At 61.2% G+C, this 17,530-nt stretch carries 19 protein-coding genes and 1 pseudogene; 12 read left to right on the forward strand and 8 right to left on the reverse strand.

The window, feature by feature from the left end:
* Nucleotides 1-130 precede the first annotated feature (130 nt).
* The 3 genes from OW521_RS08410 (at nt 131) to OW521_RS08420 (ending at nt 1,914) form a co-directional block, all read left to right on the forward strand.
* The gene (locus tag OW521_RS08410) at nt 131-364 is read left to right on the forward strand and encodes a hypothetical protein (protein ID WP_268024486.1); all 234 of its coding nucleotides are present in this window, start codon (nt 131-133) and stop codon (nt 362-364) included.
* Between the two features lie 92 nt (nt 365-456).
* Nucleotides 457-1,032: a hypothetical protein gene (locus OW521_RS08415; RefSeq protein WP_268024488.1), complete on the forward strand. Its 576-nt coding sequence runs from the start codon at nt 457-459 to the stop codon at nt 1,030-1,032.
* Between the two features lie 516 nt (nt 1,033-1,548).
* On the forward strand, nt 1,549-1,914 hold the full coding sequence (locus OW521_RS08420) for a hypothetical protein (RefSeq protein ID WP_268024490.1): 366 nt from the start codon (nt 1,549-1,551) through the stop codon (nt 1,912-1,914).
* Between the two features lie 72 nt (nt 1,915-1,986).
* On the opposite strand, the pseudogene OW521_RS08425 reads toward OW521_RS08420, so the two are convergent.
* Nucleotides 1,987-2,073, reverse strand: a pseudogene (locus OW521_RS08425) (IS21-like element helper ATPase IstB); the annotation flags it as partial.
* A gap of 337 nt (nt 2,074-2,410) precedes the next feature.
* Here OW521_RS08425 and OW521_RS08430 point away from each other — a divergent pair.
* A complete protein-coding gene (locus tag OW521_RS08430) occupies nt 2,411-2,701 on the forward strand; it encodes a hypothetical protein (RefSeq protein WP_268024491.1) in 291 nt (96 codons plus the stop codon).
* Nucleotides 2,702-2,748: 47 nt separating this feature from the next.
* Here the strand turns inward: OW521_RS08430 and OW521_RS24155 are convergent, their stop codons facing one another.
* From OW521_RS24155 to OW521_RS08440, 3 genes are all read right to left on the reverse strand, one after another.
* Nucleotides 2,749-3,195: a hypothetical protein gene (locus OW521_RS24155; protein ID WP_326494015.1), complete on the reverse strand. Its 447-nt coding sequence runs from the start codon at nt 3,193-3,195 to the stop codon at nt 2,749-2,751.
* Nucleotides 3,174-3,866: a tRNA ligase subunit PheS family protein gene (locus OW521_RS24160; protein ID WP_326494016.1), complete on the reverse strand. Its 693-nt coding sequence runs from the start codon at nt 3,864-3,866 to the stop codon at nt 3,174-3,176. Before OW521_RS24160 ends, OW521_RS24155 begins: the two co-directional genes overlap by 22 nt.
* A gap of 243 nt (nt 3,867-4,109) precedes the next feature.
* Nucleotides 4,110-4,739, reverse strand: a complete 630-nt coding sequence (locus OW521_RS08440; protein WP_268024493.1) for a 2'-5' RNA ligase family protein — start codon at nt 4,737-4,739, stop codon at nt 4,110-4,112.
* A 216-nt stretch (nt 4,740-4,955) separates the two neighbouring features.
* Between OW521_RS08440 and OW521_RS08445 the strand changes: the two genes are divergently transcribed.
* The 5 genes from OW521_RS08445 to OW521_RS08465 all read left to right on the forward strand — a co-directional run bounded on the left by OW521_RS08445 (nt 4,956) and on the right by OW521_RS08465 (nt 10,764).
* Complete coding sequence (locus tag OW521_RS08445; RefSeq protein ID WP_268024495.1) at nt 4,956-6,239, forward strand: flavin-containing monooxygenase; 1,284 nt, start codon at nt 4,956-4,958, stop codon at nt 6,237-6,239.
* 734 nt (nt 6,240-6,973) lie between these two features.
* The gene (locus OW521_RS08450; protein WP_268024497.1) at nt 6,974-8,281 is read left to right on the forward strand and encodes an amidase domain-containing protein; all 1,308 of its coding nucleotides are present in this window, start codon (nt 6,974-6,976) and stop codon (nt 8,279-8,281) included.
* Between the two features lie 12 nt (nt 8,282-8,293).
* Nucleotides 8,294-8,722: a hypothetical protein gene (locus tag OW521_RS08455; RefSeq protein WP_268024499.1), complete on the forward strand. Its 429-nt coding sequence runs from the start codon at nt 8,294-8,296 to the stop codon at nt 8,720-8,722.
* A gap of 374 nt (nt 8,723-9,096) precedes the next feature.
* Nucleotides 9,097-9,525 (forward strand): hypothetical protein, encoded by a 429-nt coding sequence (locus OW521_RS08460; protein ID WP_268024500.1) that lies wholly within the window; start codon nt 9,097-9,099, stop codon nt 9,523-9,525.
* 873 nt (nt 9,526-10,398) lie between these two features.
* The gene (locus tag OW521_RS08465; RefSeq protein WP_268024502.1) at nt 10,399-10,764 is read left to right on the forward strand and encodes a TfoX/Sxy family protein; all 366 of its coding nucleotides are present in this window, start codon (nt 10,399-10,401) and stop codon (nt 10,762-10,764) included.
* Between the two features lie 60 nt (nt 10,765-10,824).
* Here the strand turns inward: OW521_RS08465 and OW521_RS08470 are convergent, their stop codons facing one another.
* Nucleotides 10,825-11,007 carry a YegP family protein gene (locus OW521_RS08470; protein ID WP_268024504.1) on the reverse strand — a complete coding sequence of 61 codons (183 nt, stop codon included), beginning with the start codon at nt 11,005-11,007 and terminating at the stop codon, nt 10,825-10,827.
* Nucleotides 11,008-11,803: 796 nt separating this feature from the next.
* Between OW521_RS08470 and OW521_RS08475 the strand changes: the two genes are divergently transcribed.
* Nucleotides 11,804-12,253, forward strand: a complete 450-nt coding sequence (locus tag OW521_RS08475) for a hypothetical protein (protein ID WP_268024506.1) — start codon at nt 11,804-11,806, stop codon at nt 12,251-12,253.
* A gap of 209 nt (nt 12,254-12,462) precedes the next feature.
* Here the strand turns inward: OW521_RS08475 and OW521_RS08480 are convergent.
* Nucleotides 12,463-13,610 (reverse strand): IS3 family transposase gene (locus OW521_RS08480; protein ID WP_268020581.1). Its coding sequence is split into 2 segments (ribosomal slippage): nt 12,463-13,337 and nt 13,337-13,610, totalling 1,149 coding nucleotides; the frame shifts between segments, so codons are not numbered across the junction.
* A gap of 220 nt (nt 13,611-13,830) precedes the next feature.
* On the opposite strand from OW521_RS08480, the gene OW521_RS08485 reads away from it, so the two are divergent.
* Together OW521_RS08485 and OW521_RS08490 are read left to right on the forward strand one after the other, a co-directional pair.
* Entirely contained in the window at nt 13,831-14,253 is a 423-nt protein-coding gene (locus OW521_RS08485) for a hypothetical protein (RefSeq protein ID WP_268024509.1), read from the forward strand.
* Nucleotides 14,254-14,275: 22 nt separating this feature from the next.
* Complete coding sequence (locus OW521_RS08490) at nt 14,276-14,857, forward strand: SdpA family antimicrobial peptide system protein (RefSeq protein ID WP_268024511.1); 582 nt, start codon at nt 14,276-14,278, stop codon at nt 14,855-14,857.
* A 154-nt stretch (nt 14,858-15,011) separates the two neighbouring features.
* Here the strand turns inward: OW521_RS08490 and OW521_RS08495 are convergent, their stop codons facing one another.
* Both OW521_RS08495 and istA read right to left on the reverse strand, forming a co-directional pair.
* Entirely contained in the window at nt 15,012-15,800 is a 789-nt protein-coding gene (locus OW521_RS08495) for an ATP-binding protein (protein WP_326493961.1), read from the reverse strand.
* Nucleotides 15,790-17,358, reverse strand: coding sequence for an IS21 family transposase (gene istA / locus OW521_RS08500; protein WP_268020404.1), 1,569 nt, complete (start codon nt 17,356-17,358; stop codon nt 15,790-15,792). Before istA ends, OW521_RS08495 begins: the two co-directional genes overlap by 11 nt.
* Between the last annotated feature and the right edge of the window lie 172 nt (nt 17,359-17,530).

Raw genomic sequence — 17,530 nt, forward strand, 5'->3', positions numbered from 1 at the left:
GACCCGCCGAGGCAGCCACCTAACCCAACGAACCCGTACTGAAGTGGAGTTCGTTCCGAGACAGCGGTGGGCTTCACTGCCCGTGCAGCCCCCGGCCGGTTACTGGCGCCGGCGACGGCGGTGGGTTGGAGTGGCCGTCGCCGTTGCTGTCGTGTGGCTTGCGTTCTTAGCGGCGCAGGTGGTCACCGGATCAGCGCCGGAAGGGCTCCGGCCGTGGGAGCCAATGGTGCCGTTCGTGCTGCTTTCAGGGTCCGGCGTCGTGATGAGCATTCGTCAGGCCCGGGCGGAACGGGCCGAGCTGGAGCGCGGCTACAGCACCATACCAAGCCGCGAAGCCGCCGACTCGCAGCCCCGCAGCTCATAGCGGCCGAGAACCGAAATCTGGTGGGATCAACAATGAGGAATGCACGGCGCGTTTCGATCCTTGCAGCTTGGGCATGCCTGGGGGCTTCAGGCTTGACCGCAATCACGGCACTGCCGTCGGATGCAGCCGGTTTACCGGACTTCGTCCACGGCCAAGTGGAGAACTTCGCGGCCCATGTGGTCTGCGAGGACCTTGCTCCGGCCCTTTCAAAGGAGGCCAACTTCTTCGCCCTGCGCATCACAGCCCAAGGACTCGAGGTGATCCTCTCCAGCCCCCCGACCCCAGCCCAGATCGCGCTGATCAACACTGAGTCGCAGCCGACCGTACAGGCGCGCATCTTCTCGAAGAACCATCTGGACCCTGCCACGGTCCCACATGTCCCGATCTGCTTCCGGACCGTGCCCAATTCGATGGCCACCCTGATGGCGCTCACCCATCGGCTAGTAGCTGATGCGCCGTCCTGGGCCGCGAAGGGCATCAACCTCTCCGCTGTGGGACCAGACGTCGTTAGCGACACTGTCGTTGTGCACTTGGCAAAGTACTCACCCGCTGCGGCGAGCGTGCTGGTACGGACCTATGGCAGCCTGCTCCAAGTGGCACCCAAGAGCCGATCAGTGTCACCTTCGGACCGTTTCTCGGATTCCCCACAGCTGATTGTCTCAACTTGATAGGAATTCACTAGGACGGCCAGAACGGTAACCGCCTTTGAGTCTGGGTTATGCAGTTTGTTGGGCAACGATGTACGCCAGGCGGTAAGTCGGTTCGGTTTCGATGGTGTGTGCCGTTTGAAGTGGGGGGCCTGGCCCACGACTGCTGCGGGTGGCCACGCTTGTGGGAAATCGTCTTTTGAGGCGTCCGTGCGTTTCCGAGGAACCCAACGCGCGGTGAAAGTGGCGGGTTGAGCCCTGAAAACGGGTCAAAGGAATAATTTGTCAAACGATTGTAAGACCACATCCCTAGGAATATGCTCAGCCCAGTTATCTCATTGGGGAGCAGGGGAAACATGTCCAGAATGGTTTCAAACAAGCTCGCGCGGTTCGCCGTTGGCGCCTCTTTGGGGCAGCCTACCAAGGACATGGGAATTTCTACGCCCGCGGCACCACTTGGGGATGGAATTCCAGCACATCCGGATATGAAGGGTACTACACACTTTTCACGCCCGATCAGACGGCATAGGGGAAGCCATGAAAAAGACCTTCAGCGCAAAGAAGCTCGCAATCACCGCAGGCATCGCCGTTGCCCTGTCGGCCGGGACGGTCGGTGTTGCACTTGCCCAGACCTCGACCGGCCAGCCAACGACGACCGCGCAGAAAGCGATAGGGACACCGAACCCGCAGGGTACCGCGTTCGAAGGACTCACCTATGGTCCGCCGGCTACCAAAGCCGGCGAAAATGACCCTGAGCTCATCGCCGTCCTGATCAACGGCAACAAGCTGGGCTACGTCAAACGGGACGAGCTACGCCGGGAACAGGGACACCCCTCGATGTTTAAATCACCGAAGAAGCGCTGGCATGGCAGGCGTCAACCAAAGGAAAGCCAAGCTCGGTGAAAGTTTACGACCTTCAAGGCACAGTGATCGGCACGTTCCCCGTCCCACGGTGACGGGGACTGCTTGGTGGGCGATGGTTTGGGCGAGTCGGTAGGAGTCGGTTCCGGTTTCGATGATGGTGCCGTTGAACGTAAGCCTGTCCACGATGGCGGCGCAGAGGAGATCCGCGCCGCCTGGGTGCCATTCTAACCGTCCTGGTGGGATCCGATCAGCCTGACATAGTCACCCTGCGGTGGTGAGATCGCTCGCCAAAACAGCGACCCATCTTTGTCTGTCAAGGCGTCATGGATCGAGCGCGGAGGGTGCTGAGGGGGCGCTACTACCTGCGGGTGCGAGTACTCTGGCCGCATGGAGTTCATCAAACCTGGGGATCTGCTGCCACGGCGGATCCCCAGCCGACTACCGAGTCAACCATCAGTTCACAGCGCGGGTCCGCACCATCCGCGAACTAACCCCGCCGCCGGCCCACGCCCGCGGCGAGCTGCTGCGCAGCGCATTGATCGAATTCAGCGCGAACGCCGAGCTGGCAGCCGGCGCCACCGCCGCTGACCCCGACCGGCCACGCGGCATGCAAATCGTCGCCCAACAGGAACAACGAGCCGCACTGGCGACCCCCACCGACGCCCAATTGACCATCAACGGCAACACCCACGACGCCGTCACCCTGCAGATCAGCGGCTACCGGGCGTATCTGACGAGTCTGGGCCAAGCAACCGTGATCTACGTCGGCAACGACAACACGTCGCCGCCCGCGCTCCGGATGACCACCACACCGGAGCAAGCCTGAGTTTCCCCACGGCCAAGGCGTCGTGGATAGGGCCTGGAGGGCAGTCTCTATCCCGCGATGAGCTCCTTGACCGGCCCTTCGTGCAGGGCCAGGTAAACATCGTTTCGGATCTGGTTGGCCTGGAGGTCTGTCATGGTCCGGGCGACGGGACGCAGCACCAGACGTATCAGCGCATTGGCCTGTCCATCGTGGATGCGGAGCCGCTCCCGCGCTGGCGCGGGAAGCTCTCCACATGAAGTCAGAGCCAGGAGTTCGACGCTCTCCAGGTCTTCGGCTTGCTCGGCTAGGGCTGTTCGCACTCGGTCTCCGAGCACTTCGGCGTCCATGTCCGCGGGAACGACGATGGAAATGTCCCTGCGGACGGAGGGCATCTGGGAGACCGGTCTCCACGGGGACAGGTCCAGCATCTGCTGCCTGATTCTCTCATCGGTGGACCTGAGCAACCTGATATCGGGGATGCCTTTGCGGAGCATCAGGGCCCGGTCCAAACCCATCCCCAGAGCCAGTCCCGACCACCTTGCGGGATCCAGGCCGGCGCGGAGAACAGATGTGTGGCCATGAGTCCACATTCCGCGAGTTCGAGCCACTCGCCTTCCAAGAGGACATCGATCTGCAAGCCCTCCCTGGTATAGGCGTGAACAGCTGGAACTGAGCGCCATTGCGCCCCCGGAAGGACCGCTTCTACGAGGGATCCGATCATTTCCCGAAGGTCGCCAGAATCGAGGTGTTCCCGCGAGCTGACCCGCCAGAGGTCAACCTGGTGGGGAGTTCCCACGTGGGTGCGGTCAATGGAATCGCGCCGGTAGACAAGGCCGGGGATGGCCCAGAGCTCGTCCATTGATTTGTCTGAATCCAGTGCCCGCAGCAGCGACGGGATGGAGGCGGAGGTGTGGCTGCGGAGCATCACGGTTGGGCTGACGTAGCGGGAGTATCTTTGATCCCGCGTCACGTCCGATTCGGTGAACCCGAGGCGGTCGTAGTTGTCGGCCACGCTCACCAGCGGGCTGTCGCGAACGATCCGTTCCGGCACGCCCCATTTGCTGCTGAGCGCGCCGATGACGCCTTGTAAGAGGGCCTGCATTGCGTGGGGCTGGCCGTCCGGATTTGAGAGATCCCGGATGGTCAAAGCATCGTTGAGTTCGGAGGGACTGAGATAAGCGGGCATTGTTGGTCCTTATTTTCGGATCTGAGTGGCGGGTTCCTCCCCGACTCAAATCCGGCGCCAGGACCTAGGCGCGCGCCTGACAGCCCTCGCGACCGGAAACCGGTCGGGGGCAAGTAAATCGACGCGTAGAGAGCATGGGGCGACTATACCCCAACAGTTCGGCTGCCGGCCGCCCTGTCCCGACGACTGGTTACGTTCGGATATTTACCATCCGGCTTGGCCGCGCAACACGGGGAAGCGGGACTACTTCGCCGGAGATTGGTCGCTGAAAGGGAAGCGAAATGTGGTGTCCCAAGTGAAGGTGCCGCGGTTGGCGTCCTGGTGGACAGCTATCAAGTGCACCTCTTTGATGGTCAGCGGTGGCAGGGCGGGTGCCCTCAGCTGATCGGACGCTTGTTGAATGAGTTGGGTACTGCCTTCGGCCAGGCCGTAGCCCAGGGTGAGATGTGGGCTGAAGGGAGCGTTGGGCAACGGCTGGCCCTTGTTTATGGTGGTGGCAGCCGCGTCGCGAACCGCTGCAGTCAGCTTTGACCAAGGTGACGTATTGGTCCCTCTGACCCCGAGCGAATAATCATCCGCTTCCGGTTCGCCCAGCTCGATGCTGAACGGCTTGGTTTCGGCGGCGAGGCTCTCAAGCCTGGCGATGAAGGCCTCCACGTCTTCGGGGTTGACCTCGTCGGAGGTAACCGCGAACTGCTGCACGGTTGCATGCAGGTAGTCGGCTGGCTGGATGGAGCAGTAGTCGAACCCCTCGAGGACGCGCTGGCGTTCCTCCAGTGCCGATCGGAGGTCAGGGGCGGGCAGTGCGTAGATGTGTAGGCGGTTCCGCATGGACGGCCACAAGGTCATGGGGTGCTCAAAAAAGCGCTTCACGGGTGGACCATACACGTTTCTGGTGGCGCTAACGTCCCAGAATCACATCATCGTTTGGTCCGCGGCTGCGAACCTGATCAGAACTTTGACGCGCCTGTCCGGGATTTCCCGCACCTTCCTCCACGTGAACCTCCCGCACCCGAATCCCTGAGCGTAGAGTTCTGCCAAAGAAGCGGCTTCGGACCAATCTCTGGCAACAGGGAGAAGGGATCGATCATGGCGACTGATCCGCTCTCACCCGCCCAACAAGGCCACCCTCTGGACGTCGACACCCTGATTGTCGGCGGTGGCCAAGCGGGACTGGCCACAAGCTACTTCCTCAGCCGGGCCGGCGTCGAGCATCAAGTCCTTGAACGGCGAGCCGCGCTGGGTGGCGCTTGGCAGGATCGCTGGGATGCGTTCGTGCTGAACACGCCGAACTTCTCGCTGGCGTTGCCCGGGATGCCCTACGCCGGAGCCGAACCGGACGCGTTCATGGCGCGTGACGGCGTCGTGGACTATTTCCGGACCTACGCTCAGATGATCGATGCCCCGGTTCGGACCGGCACGGATGTCACGCGGGTCTCGGCGTCCGACGGCGGCTTCAGCGTTGAAACCTCCGACGGAACTTGGCGAGCGCGCAATGTGGTGTTGGCGACCGGGGCCTACCAAATACCGAAGCTCCCTGCCCTGGCCGCCGGTCTTCGCGGGAGCGTCCGGCAGCTTCATACCCACAACTATCGGAACCCGGAGCAACTTCCCGATGGCGCCGTGCTGATTGTCGGGACCGGGCAGTCGGGCGGGCAGATCGCGGAAGATTTGCATGCAGTCGGCCGGCAAGTGCATCTGGCAGTGTCCACGTGTCCGGAGGCGCCGCGCCGATATCGCGGAAAGGACATCTTCTACTGGTTAATGCAGCTGGGCATGCATGGTCACGAATACGGGGTTAAGGCGCTCAGTGTGGAGCAGCTGCCCTCCCCCGCCGCCCGCTTCGCGTGCAACCCACTGGTGTCCGGCGCCGACGGCGGTCACGACATCCATCTGCGAGACTTGGGCCGCAGAGGCATGCGCTTGCATGGGCACCTGGAAGGAGCCGACGACGGCGAACTCACCTTCACGGACGACCTCCCCGAACGTCTCGCGATGGTCGAAGGCGGGTTCGGCCAGCGCCTGCGGCAGGCGATTGACGCGTACATCGCCGCAGCGAGCATTGACGCGCCCCCTCAGAAGGTGCGGCCTCCGGAAAGCTGGCTTCCTTCTGAGCCACCACAACTGAACCTGGCTGCCGAACACATTACGTCCGTTCTGTGGGCCACCGGCTACAAGCTGGACCTCAGCTTTGTGGATATTCCCGCATTGGACGCATGGAGCTATCCACGCCATGTCCGCGGCGTCACCGAGCACCCGGGGCTATACGTGGTGGGACTGCCCTGGTTGACGGGCCAGGGCTCGTCGCTAGTGGCGGGCGTGGGGCGAGACGCAGAGTATGTTGCGGGGTGCGTGGCAGGGCGGCGAGCCTAACGGGACTCCCCAACCGCCGGCGTTTCCCGAGGCCACGCCAGTCCACCAATAACTGCTGCAGTACCCGCGGGAACAAGATGCGTCCACCATGGCCACTTTGAATCCGAAACCGACGCCAAAGCCATAAGGATCAGCAGAGTCGAAGCCCCGGTAATCACGGCGGCAATGGCCTTTTCAAGGTCGCGTCGAACTCTGGTCAGCCGACCGATGCCAAAGGTCAATACAGCAATGATGCAACCTGACACGGCACCCACCCACGCGCCGCCAAGCCCGCTGAGTATGACCAGACCCACGCCGCTGGACCCGCCCAAGATAAGAATCACCAGCCCATAGGTGCATCCGAACCCAGCCCCGAAGAGTAATCCCCTGCTTACTGATTTGTTCAACGTTCCTCCGTCTCTGGCGGGCGTTCGAAATGCGGCGGTATTCAAAGTCTATTGCTGACTCCACACTCCGAGATTGAACTGGGAGTGTGCACTCAATTGGCGCTTGCGGACACCTAGTCTCTTCTTTTCAACACTCATTTTCGGGTTTTTGGCACTCATTTTGACCATTTTCACCACCTAGTTGCCGATTCGGGTCATAGCGTTTGCCCACGGAAACTGTAGGTCTCGCTAGGACGTGTCGCTCCGAGCCAGTCGCCGTGGCAGCAAGGAAATGACAAGACACGAGAGCACCTTCTGAGCATCGGGCGCTCGTCTGAACACAAACCACTCCTAGGGGGATTGATGTTGATGCGTCAAAAAATCAGTGCAGCAGCTATTGCACTCGGAATTACTTTGGTGGGGATTCAGCCGCACGCTGTTTTCGCTAGAGACAATACGGGCCTTGGACAGCCCGCTCCTCCAGCCGCGGGAGCGAGCCCGGCCGGCAAGCCGGGCACGGAATCGGCAGCAATCCAGCGGGTCATTGAGCGGGCGATCGACCGCAGGAATCATCAGGTGGTCAAGGGGAACCCACCCGCCCAGGCGGATGAAATCGGCCAGGACATCGCCGCTGATGCCGTGGCTTCAACCGAGCAGGATTACTCGAAACTACACACACGCCGGGACGAGCTCGAGACCTACGGGGTCGCCTTTATCGGTAGCCAATCCGAGATCGCAGTCAAGGATCTCAGCGTGACAGGTGCCCAAGCGTCGGCAGTTGTCACGGAAACGACCCACCTATCGTACGCACCGCAGAACGGGACGCCGAGCCCTGACCAGATCTACGTCTACGAACAGAAATTCGACCTGGTGAAAACGGGGGCGGCTTGGAAGATCGCGGGCACGCGGCCCACGAAACCGAGTCCCCTGCTCCCGACAACCGTCATTGGTCCTGCAGACCAGTCCGCACCGTCTGGACCGTCGGTGCAGGGATCTGCACACGCCAAAATCTACCGCGATGCCAACGGTAACCCAGCCCCTCTTCCCAAGGAACTTCAGCACCCGAAGAACCTCGGGCCCAACGGTGAGCCGGGCGCGTCGACGTCGAACTTGCCACAGATGACGCCCTCATCGATGTCAAAAGGGTCGATGACCGCGCCCGCATCGTCGTCGGTCCAGGCGCCGATGGTGGCTTCGGCGAGTTACAACTACTACGACATGATTGTCTACGCGGCGACGTGGTTCAACGGTCATAACTGGCAGTACAACAACTACGACGGGAGCACCGGGGACTGCACGAACTTCGTTTCCCAGGCCTTGGCGGCCGGTGGCTGGCAACAAGTAGGCTCGGGATTCTTCTGGGAACGGACGGATTCAGGTAAGTGGTACCACAGCAACCCGGACTCCTACACGTGGAGCGGGGCCCAGAACTTCTTCTGGTTCGCCACTGGTTCTGGCCGGACCTACGAGCTTTCGTATCTGGCGGATATGGGACCGGCTGACGTAATGCAAATCGACTGGGACAATCGTGGAGGCATCGACCACACGGCCCTGGTCACTTTCGTCAACGGGCAGGACATCAAAGTCTCCCAGCACACTGACGCGTACTGGAACCGTTCGATCTGGGAAATTTACAATGCCAACCAAACGTCCACCTATTACGCCCTCCGCACCTAGATCGGAGACCACATGAGACGGTTGCTACTCCGCTGCTCGCTTGTCCTGCTCCTGGTCACACTGTCGGCGTGCGGTCCATACAGTGGGACGCCCGGCGACCCTCCCAAACCGGAACTGCGTGACCAGACAATCCACCAAACAATGTCCTATCTCCATGCCAAAGACGCGGCCGGCCTGAAAACCATGTTTGGTGCGAATTTCAAAGACCTTGATCAGGCGGTGGACGATTGGATCAGGATGTGGGGCGGAGTCGACTCCGCCGACTACCAGGTTTCCTACAGGGCTCCTGGCGGACCGGCCAACTATGACACCACCATCCAGGCGAAATCGGCTGACGGTTCACCGGTTACGATTCCGATCTGGCTGAGTTGGATCAATGATCGCTGGAATATTGGATACTTCTCGCATCCGTTGTCACCCACGGCTACACCACGCAAATAGCGGAAGGGCGCGGCCTGCCTAAACTCATGATTTGCAAGGAAGACCTGGGGGCCTGGCGATTCACTCGCCGGGCCCCCAAACAGCTCCCCTAACCGGCCCGCGAAGCCCAATATGCTTTGGGACCGAATGCTAAAACGAACCCTATTCAGGTTTGTTGCGTCACCCAAGTCAGCGCTCCACGATATCGGAATGGCCGACGCTGAAATAGGTAGGTTCTTCCCCAGGGTGATGAGGGGCGTCGAACGATTCGTCCATGAAACTCGCCGGAGCACAATGCCTTGGCGCCGAGAGCCCACACCCTCGCGTCGTATGAACAGATAAAACAGCCACCCAACTCCACCTATTTCGCCCTCCGCACCTAGATCGGAAACCACATGAGACGGTTGCTACTGCGCTGCTTGCTTGTCCTGCTCCTGGTCACGCTGTCGGCGTGCGGTCCATACAGTGGGACGCCCGGCAACCCTCCGAAGCCGGAGCTGCGTGACCAGACAATCCACCAAACCATGTCCTATCTCCATGCCAAAGACGCGGCCGGCCTGAAAACCATGTTTGGTGCGAATTTCAAAGACCTTGATCGGGCGGTGGACGATTGGCTCACGAGGTGGGGCGGAGTCGACGCCGCCGACTACCAAGTTTCCTACAAGTCTCCTGGCGGACTGGGTTTCTATGACACCACTATCCAGGCGAAGCGGGCTGACGGTTCACCGGTTACGATTCCGGTCTGGCTGAGTTGGACCAATGATCGCTGGAATATTGGATACTTCCCGCAGCAGTTCTCACCTACGGCTACACCACGCAAATAGCGGAGGGCGCTGCCTGCCGACACTCATGATTGGCAAGGAAGACCTGGGGGGCTTGGCGATTCACTCGCCGGGCCCCCAAACAACTCCGCTCACCGGACCGCGAAGCCCAATATGCTCTGGGACCGAATGTTAAAACGAACCCTATTCAGGTCCCGGCAATCACGGCGGCAATGGCCTTTTCAAGGTCACGTCGAATTCTGGTCAGCTGACCGATGCCAAGGGTCAGCACAGCGATGATGCAATCTGACACGGCACCCACCAGCGCGTAGGCGCATCCGAACCCCGCCCCCCGAAGAATAATCCCCTGCTTACTGATCTGTTCAACGTTTTCTCCATCTCTGGCGGGCGTTCGGAAATGCGGAATAGTCAAAGTCTCTTGCTGGCGCCACCCAACTCAGCGCTGCACGATATCGGAATGGACGACGCTGAAATTGTTGGTTGAGCTCTTCCGCGGCGTGATAACGGGCGGCCCTGCTGGGATGCGGACAAGAAAGGAAATAGACAATTGCCGGTCAGACGTAAGCTAATGACCCCGCGGACCGCGTGGGGACGGTTGTTCGTTTTCGTGGCTTCCATTGGTGTCATGTGGGCAGGACTGTGGCTGCTTCATTGGGTCACTTCGGGTGTTGTCCCAAGGCCAGCTCTCGAGAAGCTGGTTCTGCTCAGCATCCCCCTCCTGATCTTCTCCTTGACCCTCAAACCCGGTGTTCCCTGGTTCCCGCCAAGAAACAGGAAAGACTAGGCGGGCGGCCGTCGTGCGCTTCCTGCATGAAACGCGACGGAGCACAATGCCTTGACGCTGGGAGCGCGCACGCTCGCGTCGTATGCTGCAGTAAGTCCTAGGCTTTCGATCCCCTACCCCGGAGCAGGCAGATGCAGATACCCAAACCGTCCGACGCCGACAAAGACCGCTTCCGCGCGGTCCTGCCAGACAACCCGGAGGTGGTCGTCAAGCCGATGTTCGGCAACCTGGGTGCTTTCGTGAACGGCAACATGTTCGCCGGACTATTCGGCCCGATGATCGGAGTCAGGCTTTCCGACGCCGACAAGACGGCCATCGAGGCCGAGCACCAAACGCTTCCGTTCGGCCCTGAAGGTCGCGCGATGGGCGGCTATGTCGGCCTGCCCGAAGCCTGGAGCGGCGACGAAGAGCAAACGGCGGAATGGGTCGAGAAGGCCTTCGCATACGTTGCGACTCTGCCACCGAAAGCCGCGAAACCGGGCACGTCAAAGAAGTGACCGCCACGGCGCGACACTTGGTTGGCGTGGATGCTGAGTTTGTCGCGGGGCGGTGAGCCACTAGCCGGTGTGGTCTTCAATGAGCCCGCTCGCCGCGATCTCACGGAGGGCATAAATTCCGCGGGCTGCTGCGTCCTTGTCGCCGAAAGGGGCGGAGAGGGCAAGCTCTTTCCCGAACTGGTCAACCAGCCTGACCCTGCAGGTGCCTCCGTTGTCAGTGAACACTTCGAAGTGTCCGGCCATCAGAGAAGTTCTCCCTGTTGGCGCCCGAGAAGGAGCTTCGGCATTCCGCGTGCTCCGGCGGCTGGGCTACCACCGAAGGGCTGATGATTTCCCGCTTCGCGCCGCCGCTCTAGTTCGCCTGTGACGAGGTCAAGCAACGCCTGGGCCGGTTCAGAGAGCCGGTGGGTTGAGTCCGAATGGGAAATTTCGTCGCAGTGAAGAAGCACACCCCGGATGCGTTCCAGTTCGCGCGAAGGCACAGATGGCCACCGCCGAAACAGTTGTTGAACCGCGCTTGGCTTGGGTAGGCAGCCCCGCCAAGGTTCGCTGGAGGAGTCCTGCGTCCAACTTGCACCTCGTAGTGCCGCGCGAACATCGGCGTGGCCAACCTTTTGACCACGGAGATGGGTGTGACTGGGTTGAATCGATACCATGACTGACCTCTCGTACTAAATCGAGAACGCCAGCTGCATGACCCCTGTACCAGCATAGGTGACCCACGTCATATCAACCAATTTCGGCTAAGGCCCTATTTCTGACGGGCGGATTTCTGCCGGATTGATGGCGCCGAGACTCAGGTGCACGACGTCGCCCGGCACCAATGCGGTGACGTTCATATCCCGCGTGGTCCCGTCGCGCTGCGTACACCTAGATCAAGCGGCGGGTACACACAGATTGGGCCCTTTTGACACCTAGTTTTGCCTTTTCAGCACTCATTTTGAGGTTTCGTCCACCTAGTTGCCGATTTGGACCGTAGCCTTTCTCGCACGGAGACAGCAAGACTCGCTGCTGAATGCGGGCGGATTGGGGACAAGACATGGTGATATCTGAGGCCCGGCTTGCGCGTGATTCCAAAGGCTTGATCTGGGGAATTGCCGGCGCATCCACCATCGTCATTGTCATCTCTGCTCAAGCCGGGGGCATCCTCTTGCCCGGGCTCCTGATCGCCGCCGGCATCGTGGCTCTGACCTGGCTGATCCTTCGAATGACCGTCTCCATCGCCATCACGGACGAGAAGATCGTCCTACGATGTGAGCCCTTCTATTTGACAGCGATTCCTCTCTCAGACCTTTCAGCCGTAACTAGAGCCCCGGATACGTCCCTTTCTGAGGGCTACGGCATCCGCGTCTTGGGTAGGAACATCAGAGGGGTGCTGGTGGGAGGGCCTGCGGTCGCCTTGGAAACCGCCAGCCGCCGATGGATCATCTCCGCCGCCGATCCCGAAGAGGTCTTAGCAATAATTCAGGCTCAAATTGCAACTACGTGAACAATCGCAACCATCCGAACGAGAACAAATGGAGGACTCATGAAAAAAATACTCATTACCGGCTTAATTTCGGCTTTGCTCATCACCAGGATCCCGGTGGGTACACCGGCATTCGCAGACGCTAGTCCGTCCGCTTTGATTGAATCTGTCAAGAAGAGTGATGAAGCAGCGGCCCGTTCCTGGTTGGGCCCCCGTTGGCAGTCCAGCGTCTATGCGATAGCTAGTTGATTTTTCTGCGTCCAGTTCTCCCAGTAGCGTTTCGGCGTCATGCCGTCCAGGGATCCGTGGGGCCGTTCATGATTGTAGATAGCTTTCCATTCCTCGGCCAAATACCTTGCCTCGGCCATGGTGTCCATGATTTCTCCTGTGAGTTGTTCCCTTCTGAATTGGGCGTTGAAGGATTCGATGAAGCCGTTCTGCCAGGGTGATCCGGGGTCGATGAACGCGGTATCGACCCCGGCGGTGTTGCACCAGTCAATCAGTGCCGCGGCGGTGAATTCAGGTCCGTTGTCGCAGCGGACGTAGGTCGGTGCGGTGCCGGTCTCGGCGATGATGTCCTCCAGCACGGCGACCACGTCGGAGGCCTTGAAGGACCGGCGCGGAATGACTGCCAGGGCGGTGCGGGTGTATTCGTCGATGACATTGAAGAACCGTATGTGCCGGCCGCAGGAGGTCACGTCGGACTGGAAGTCGAAGCTGACCACGTGCATCGGATACTGGGCGGTGAGGCGCTTCTGTTCCCCGGCGCCGGGCCCGGTCCTGCGCCTCTTCCGTGCCCTGGGTTTACAGGCCAGGCCTTCGTCACGCCAGAGTCGGCGGACCCGCTTCCTGTTCAGCGCCACCCCGTCCCATGCAGGCTGGGCCAGGAGGTGCCAGCGGGCCTTCCGCCAGCCCCACGCGGGATGCTTCACGGCCACGGCCCTCAGGTCCGCCCGCAACTGGGCCTCCTGGAATCCCATGTCGGGTTTCTTCTTGCGGAACACGGACCGGTTCTGGCCCAGAATTCTGCAGGCAAGGCGCTCGGACGCCCCGAACTTCTCCACTGCCATGCGCACGGCACGGCGGCGCGGTTCGGGGCTCAGAATTTTCCCTTCGCGACCTCGTTCAGGATGTCGATGGCCAGTTCCTTCTCAGCCAGCAGCCGCTTGAGCCGGGCGTTCTCCTTCTCCAGTTCCCTGGTCCGCCTGGATGCCTCGGCGTTCTTCTCGGAACCGTACTGGTTCAGCCACCGGTACCAGGTCGCCTCGGTGATCTGGAGTTCCTTGATGACTTCGACCATCGGGCGTCCGTCGTTGAGCATTTTCTGCCCCTGCCGGACCTTCGCGATGACCTGCTCGGGGGTGTGTCTGCGTGCCATGATGCGTGAAATTCCTCCTGCGTCCATTCTCGGACACGAAACTCACACAAACACTGGACTCCTACCCGGGGACCCAACCAGTTCCCTTTTTCAAGCAATCTGGTTTGCCACCGGAGATCAGGTACCGAAGCTAAGTGAGAATGTCCGGAGCCAGAGTTTTCGGACCTATCTGAACGAACACGGCAGCCAGGAAACTGACATACGGAAAATGGCAAACGACGTGGCCGACCGTCTTGAGAAATCGCAACCCGGGTACCTCGCCAAACTGCACAAGAACCTTACCTCCGGCGACGTCTACCGAGTCGAGTCCTCCCTGGCAACGACAAGTGCAGATGTCCTTCAAACGGTACGCGAAAAGTACTCCTTGGAAGTAGCCTCGGTCAGCAAGGACGGTGGCGCATCGGGCAACTGCCTGTGGGTCTTTGCCGTCGCTGCTGTGGCGGTCTGGAGTGGAGCAGTCGTAGTCAACTACGCAGGTATCGTCAACGTCGCAGGCGCCGTTAACGCAGTTGGCTGGTTCAATGCTTCAGTGTCGGTGAATGTTCGGAGCGCTTCAAGCCTCGAGACCGTGGCTGCCACAGATGAGCACCGCGCCGTCACTGAAGACACCGTGGCAGCGTTGACTGTCGCACTCGCGAAGTAGAGATCTTCCGAGGCCGAAGCACATGCTGCGTTTCTACCGCCGGGTACGATTCCATTCACTGCGCGTCGCGAAGTGGCGCACGACAATACCGATCTTCTTGGTTGGAGCTGTACTGACATATTCCATCTTCGCTGTTTCACCACACTCCACTTTTCATCCGCCCGGAACAGACACAGTAAAGGAGGCATTGTCGAAAGCGGTTCCTCAGGGCTGGGCCTTCTTCACTAAGTCGCCAAGGGATCCCTTCCTGCTTGTTTACGCGAAAAACGGCGCCGGCGCGCATCGAGAAATACTTCAACTACCAACTGCCCGAGTCGAGAACTATTTCGGCGTCAGCCGCTTCGGCCGTGGGCAGCCCGTTGAACTCGCAAACATCGTCAACCGGGTGGCGTCCCAAGGTTGGAACAAGTGTGGCCCCACCACCACGTCCTGTCTTGATACGCCCATGACGGCCGTCCAGGTGCGCAACGAGAAGCCCGAACCGAGTCTTTGTGGATCTATCAAAGTGGTGGAGGTAGTTCCCGTTCCATGGGCTTATCGGCACCTGACTGATACCCGATTCCAGGCACAGAAGGCAATGAGTTTGGAGTCCAGATGCTCCTAAGGATGTTTGTCAACGGCAACTTAGAAGTGACCGGTGGCGGCATGTTGGTTTGACCGCTGGCGGCAAGTGATTGACCGGTCGCGGCAAGTATTTTTGGACAGGGTCAGGCGCCCCGGGCATGCCGGGTTTCAGTGCGCCTGACCAGGGTTTGGGGTTAGTTCATGGGGCGGGTTCCTTTCCCGTTCTGGGCTTGCATGAGCCGGACGGACTCGCCGCTGGTTTGGCAGAGGTGGGCGTGGTGGAGAAGCCGGTCAACGGTCGCGGTGGCGATGGTTTTGGGCATGAGCTCATCGAACCCGGAGGGGTGGATGTTCGAGCTGATCGCCAGGGACCGCTTCTCGTAGGAGGCCTCCACGACGCGGTAGAAGCCCTCGGCCGAGTCCGCGGAAACCGGCAGCAGGCCGATGTCATCGATGCAGATCAAATCCACGTTGGTGGCCCGGGTGATGGCTTTGTTCACGCTGTCATCGATGCGGTGCCGGCGCACGAGCGCACCGAGGTCTTCCATGCTCAGCCAGGACACGGACATGCCCTGGTCGATGGCCTGCTGGCCCAAGGACTCCAGCAGCAGGGTTTTGCCGGTGCCGGAGGGCCCGCACGCGATCAGGTTCTCCCGCCGCCGCACCCATTCCAGCGTCCGCAGGAACGATGTCGTTGCGGCCGGGAGGGTGGACAGAGCCTCGTCCCAGACATCGAAGGTCTTCCCGGAGGGGAAACCTGCGCGTTTGCGCCGGGTGGCCAGCATCGAGGCGTTCCGACCGGTGGCTTCGGCTTCGAGCAGGACACGGACGACCTCGGTGGGGTCCCAGCGCTGGGCTTTCGCGGTGGCCAGGACATCGGCGACGACGGCGCGGGCGTGCGGCATCCGGGTCGTGCGCATAAGCGCGATCACCTGCTCCACCGCCGCGTCGGTCAGGGGCGGGGACATGGTGTCAGCGCTCATCGAGGGCTCCTTCAAAATCGCCGTCAACGACTGGATCGGTGGTCGGGGCGGTCGTGGGTGTCGTGCCGAAATTCGCCCAGGAGCCGGTGCCCTGGCTCAACCATTGGCCCTGGTCGGTGACGGTGCGGGTGGTGCCGGTTGTGTGGCCTGTGCCGCCGGCGGTATTGACGATGGAGCACAGGTCCTCGTGGGTGAAGCGCTGGTGCACCGCTGCCGCCCCGAGGCCCTTGTCGACCTCGCCGGCGCCCAGGACCTTGGCCAGGGTGACGGCGCGTTCCATTTTGTGCCGGATCTTCTGGGTTCCGGCAGCGGCGGCTTCCTTGAGCCAGAGCGCGGCGCCGGCGCCGATGGCCAGGAACTCTTCCTCGGCCTTGTTGGTGGGGCGGATGACCCGTTCGAGGGCACCGGACGGGGCCGGCGGGAAATGGGCGTCGATGATCGCCGGGGTCCCTGGGCGGGTGAGCTGGTGCCGTGCGACCTCCACCGGGCCGGCGTCCCCGACGTGGACGATGACGACCTCGGTCTCGGTGCCGCGGACCCAGACCATCTCACCCATCAGGGTGTGCGGGACGGAGTACCGGGACTGCTGAAAGGTGATCATGGGCGTGTTCGGCGGGACCTGGCGGGTGTGGCCGAAACTGGCCGTGACGGGGGTTTCCGGGACCGGGTGCAGCCGGGGACGTTCGAGAACGCGGAGCATGTCCTTGGGGATCTCCAGAGTGGCCCGGTGAACCCGCGAGTTCACCTCCTCCATGAACGCCTCACACGCAGCCTCCAGCTCGGCGAAGGACCGGTACTCGGGCAGCAGGTTCGTCTCTTTGGGGACGAGGTCGGCTTTGGCGATCTTGACCGCGTTCTCGACCCCGCCCTTGGAGGCCGGGTCGGCCGGGATGCACGTCTGCATGGACGTCGAATAGTGCCTGGAAAACGCCACGATCTGCGCGTTCCGCACGGGGATTCCGGCGACGTGCTCGATCGTGACCGTCTTCTCGTTGTCAGTCAAAATGTAGGTCGGGATCCCGCCGATCAGCCTAAACGTCCGGTCCAGGGCGGCGAAGACGCTCGGCATGGTCTTGTCCCGCAAGGCGATCACGATCCGGAACCGCGAGAAGGCCAGCCAAGCGACGAACAACACGGTCTTCACACCGTCAACCACGGGGCCATCCCCGTAGTCGAACTGGAGCCATAGACCCGGCTCCGGCGTCCAGGGCCGGTGCACGCGCACGTTCCGGGCCCGGTATTTGGCCTTCAGTTCAGCCAGCGTTGTCCTGGTTGTCCGCTCACACCCGGTGAACCCTAGAGCGAGGAGCTTCTCATGCACGACATCACCGCGGATCTTCCCACGGGACTGCTCGACCCAGGAGATCATCTGCGGCAGGAACGGGTCGGTCATCCGGCCGCGGTGCCGGGCCACCGGCGCCTGCGCGCCTTCCTGACGGGCCTTCACATAAGAGCGCACCGTATTGTGTGAAACGCCGCAGATCTTCGCGGCATCCCGGTAGGACCGGGTCAAATCGTAAGCAGCTAAAATTTCCATGAACTCTCCTGGAGACTTCATAACGAGCCCCTTCCTTCCCGCAACGGGTGAAATACACGATTGGCATCGCCATTTCACCGCGGAAGGAAGGGGCTCTCCCCGTAACGACACGAGGAATGGACAAGGGGGAATCCCGGCACGCCAAGCCACCCGTAGTGGCCGACTGCTGTTCAAAAATGCTTGCCGCCGCTGG

This window comes from Arthrobacter sp. MMS18-M83, assembly GCF_026683955.1.
GTDB lineage: Bacteria > Actinomycetota > Actinomycetes > Actinomycetales > Micrococcaceae > Arthrobacter.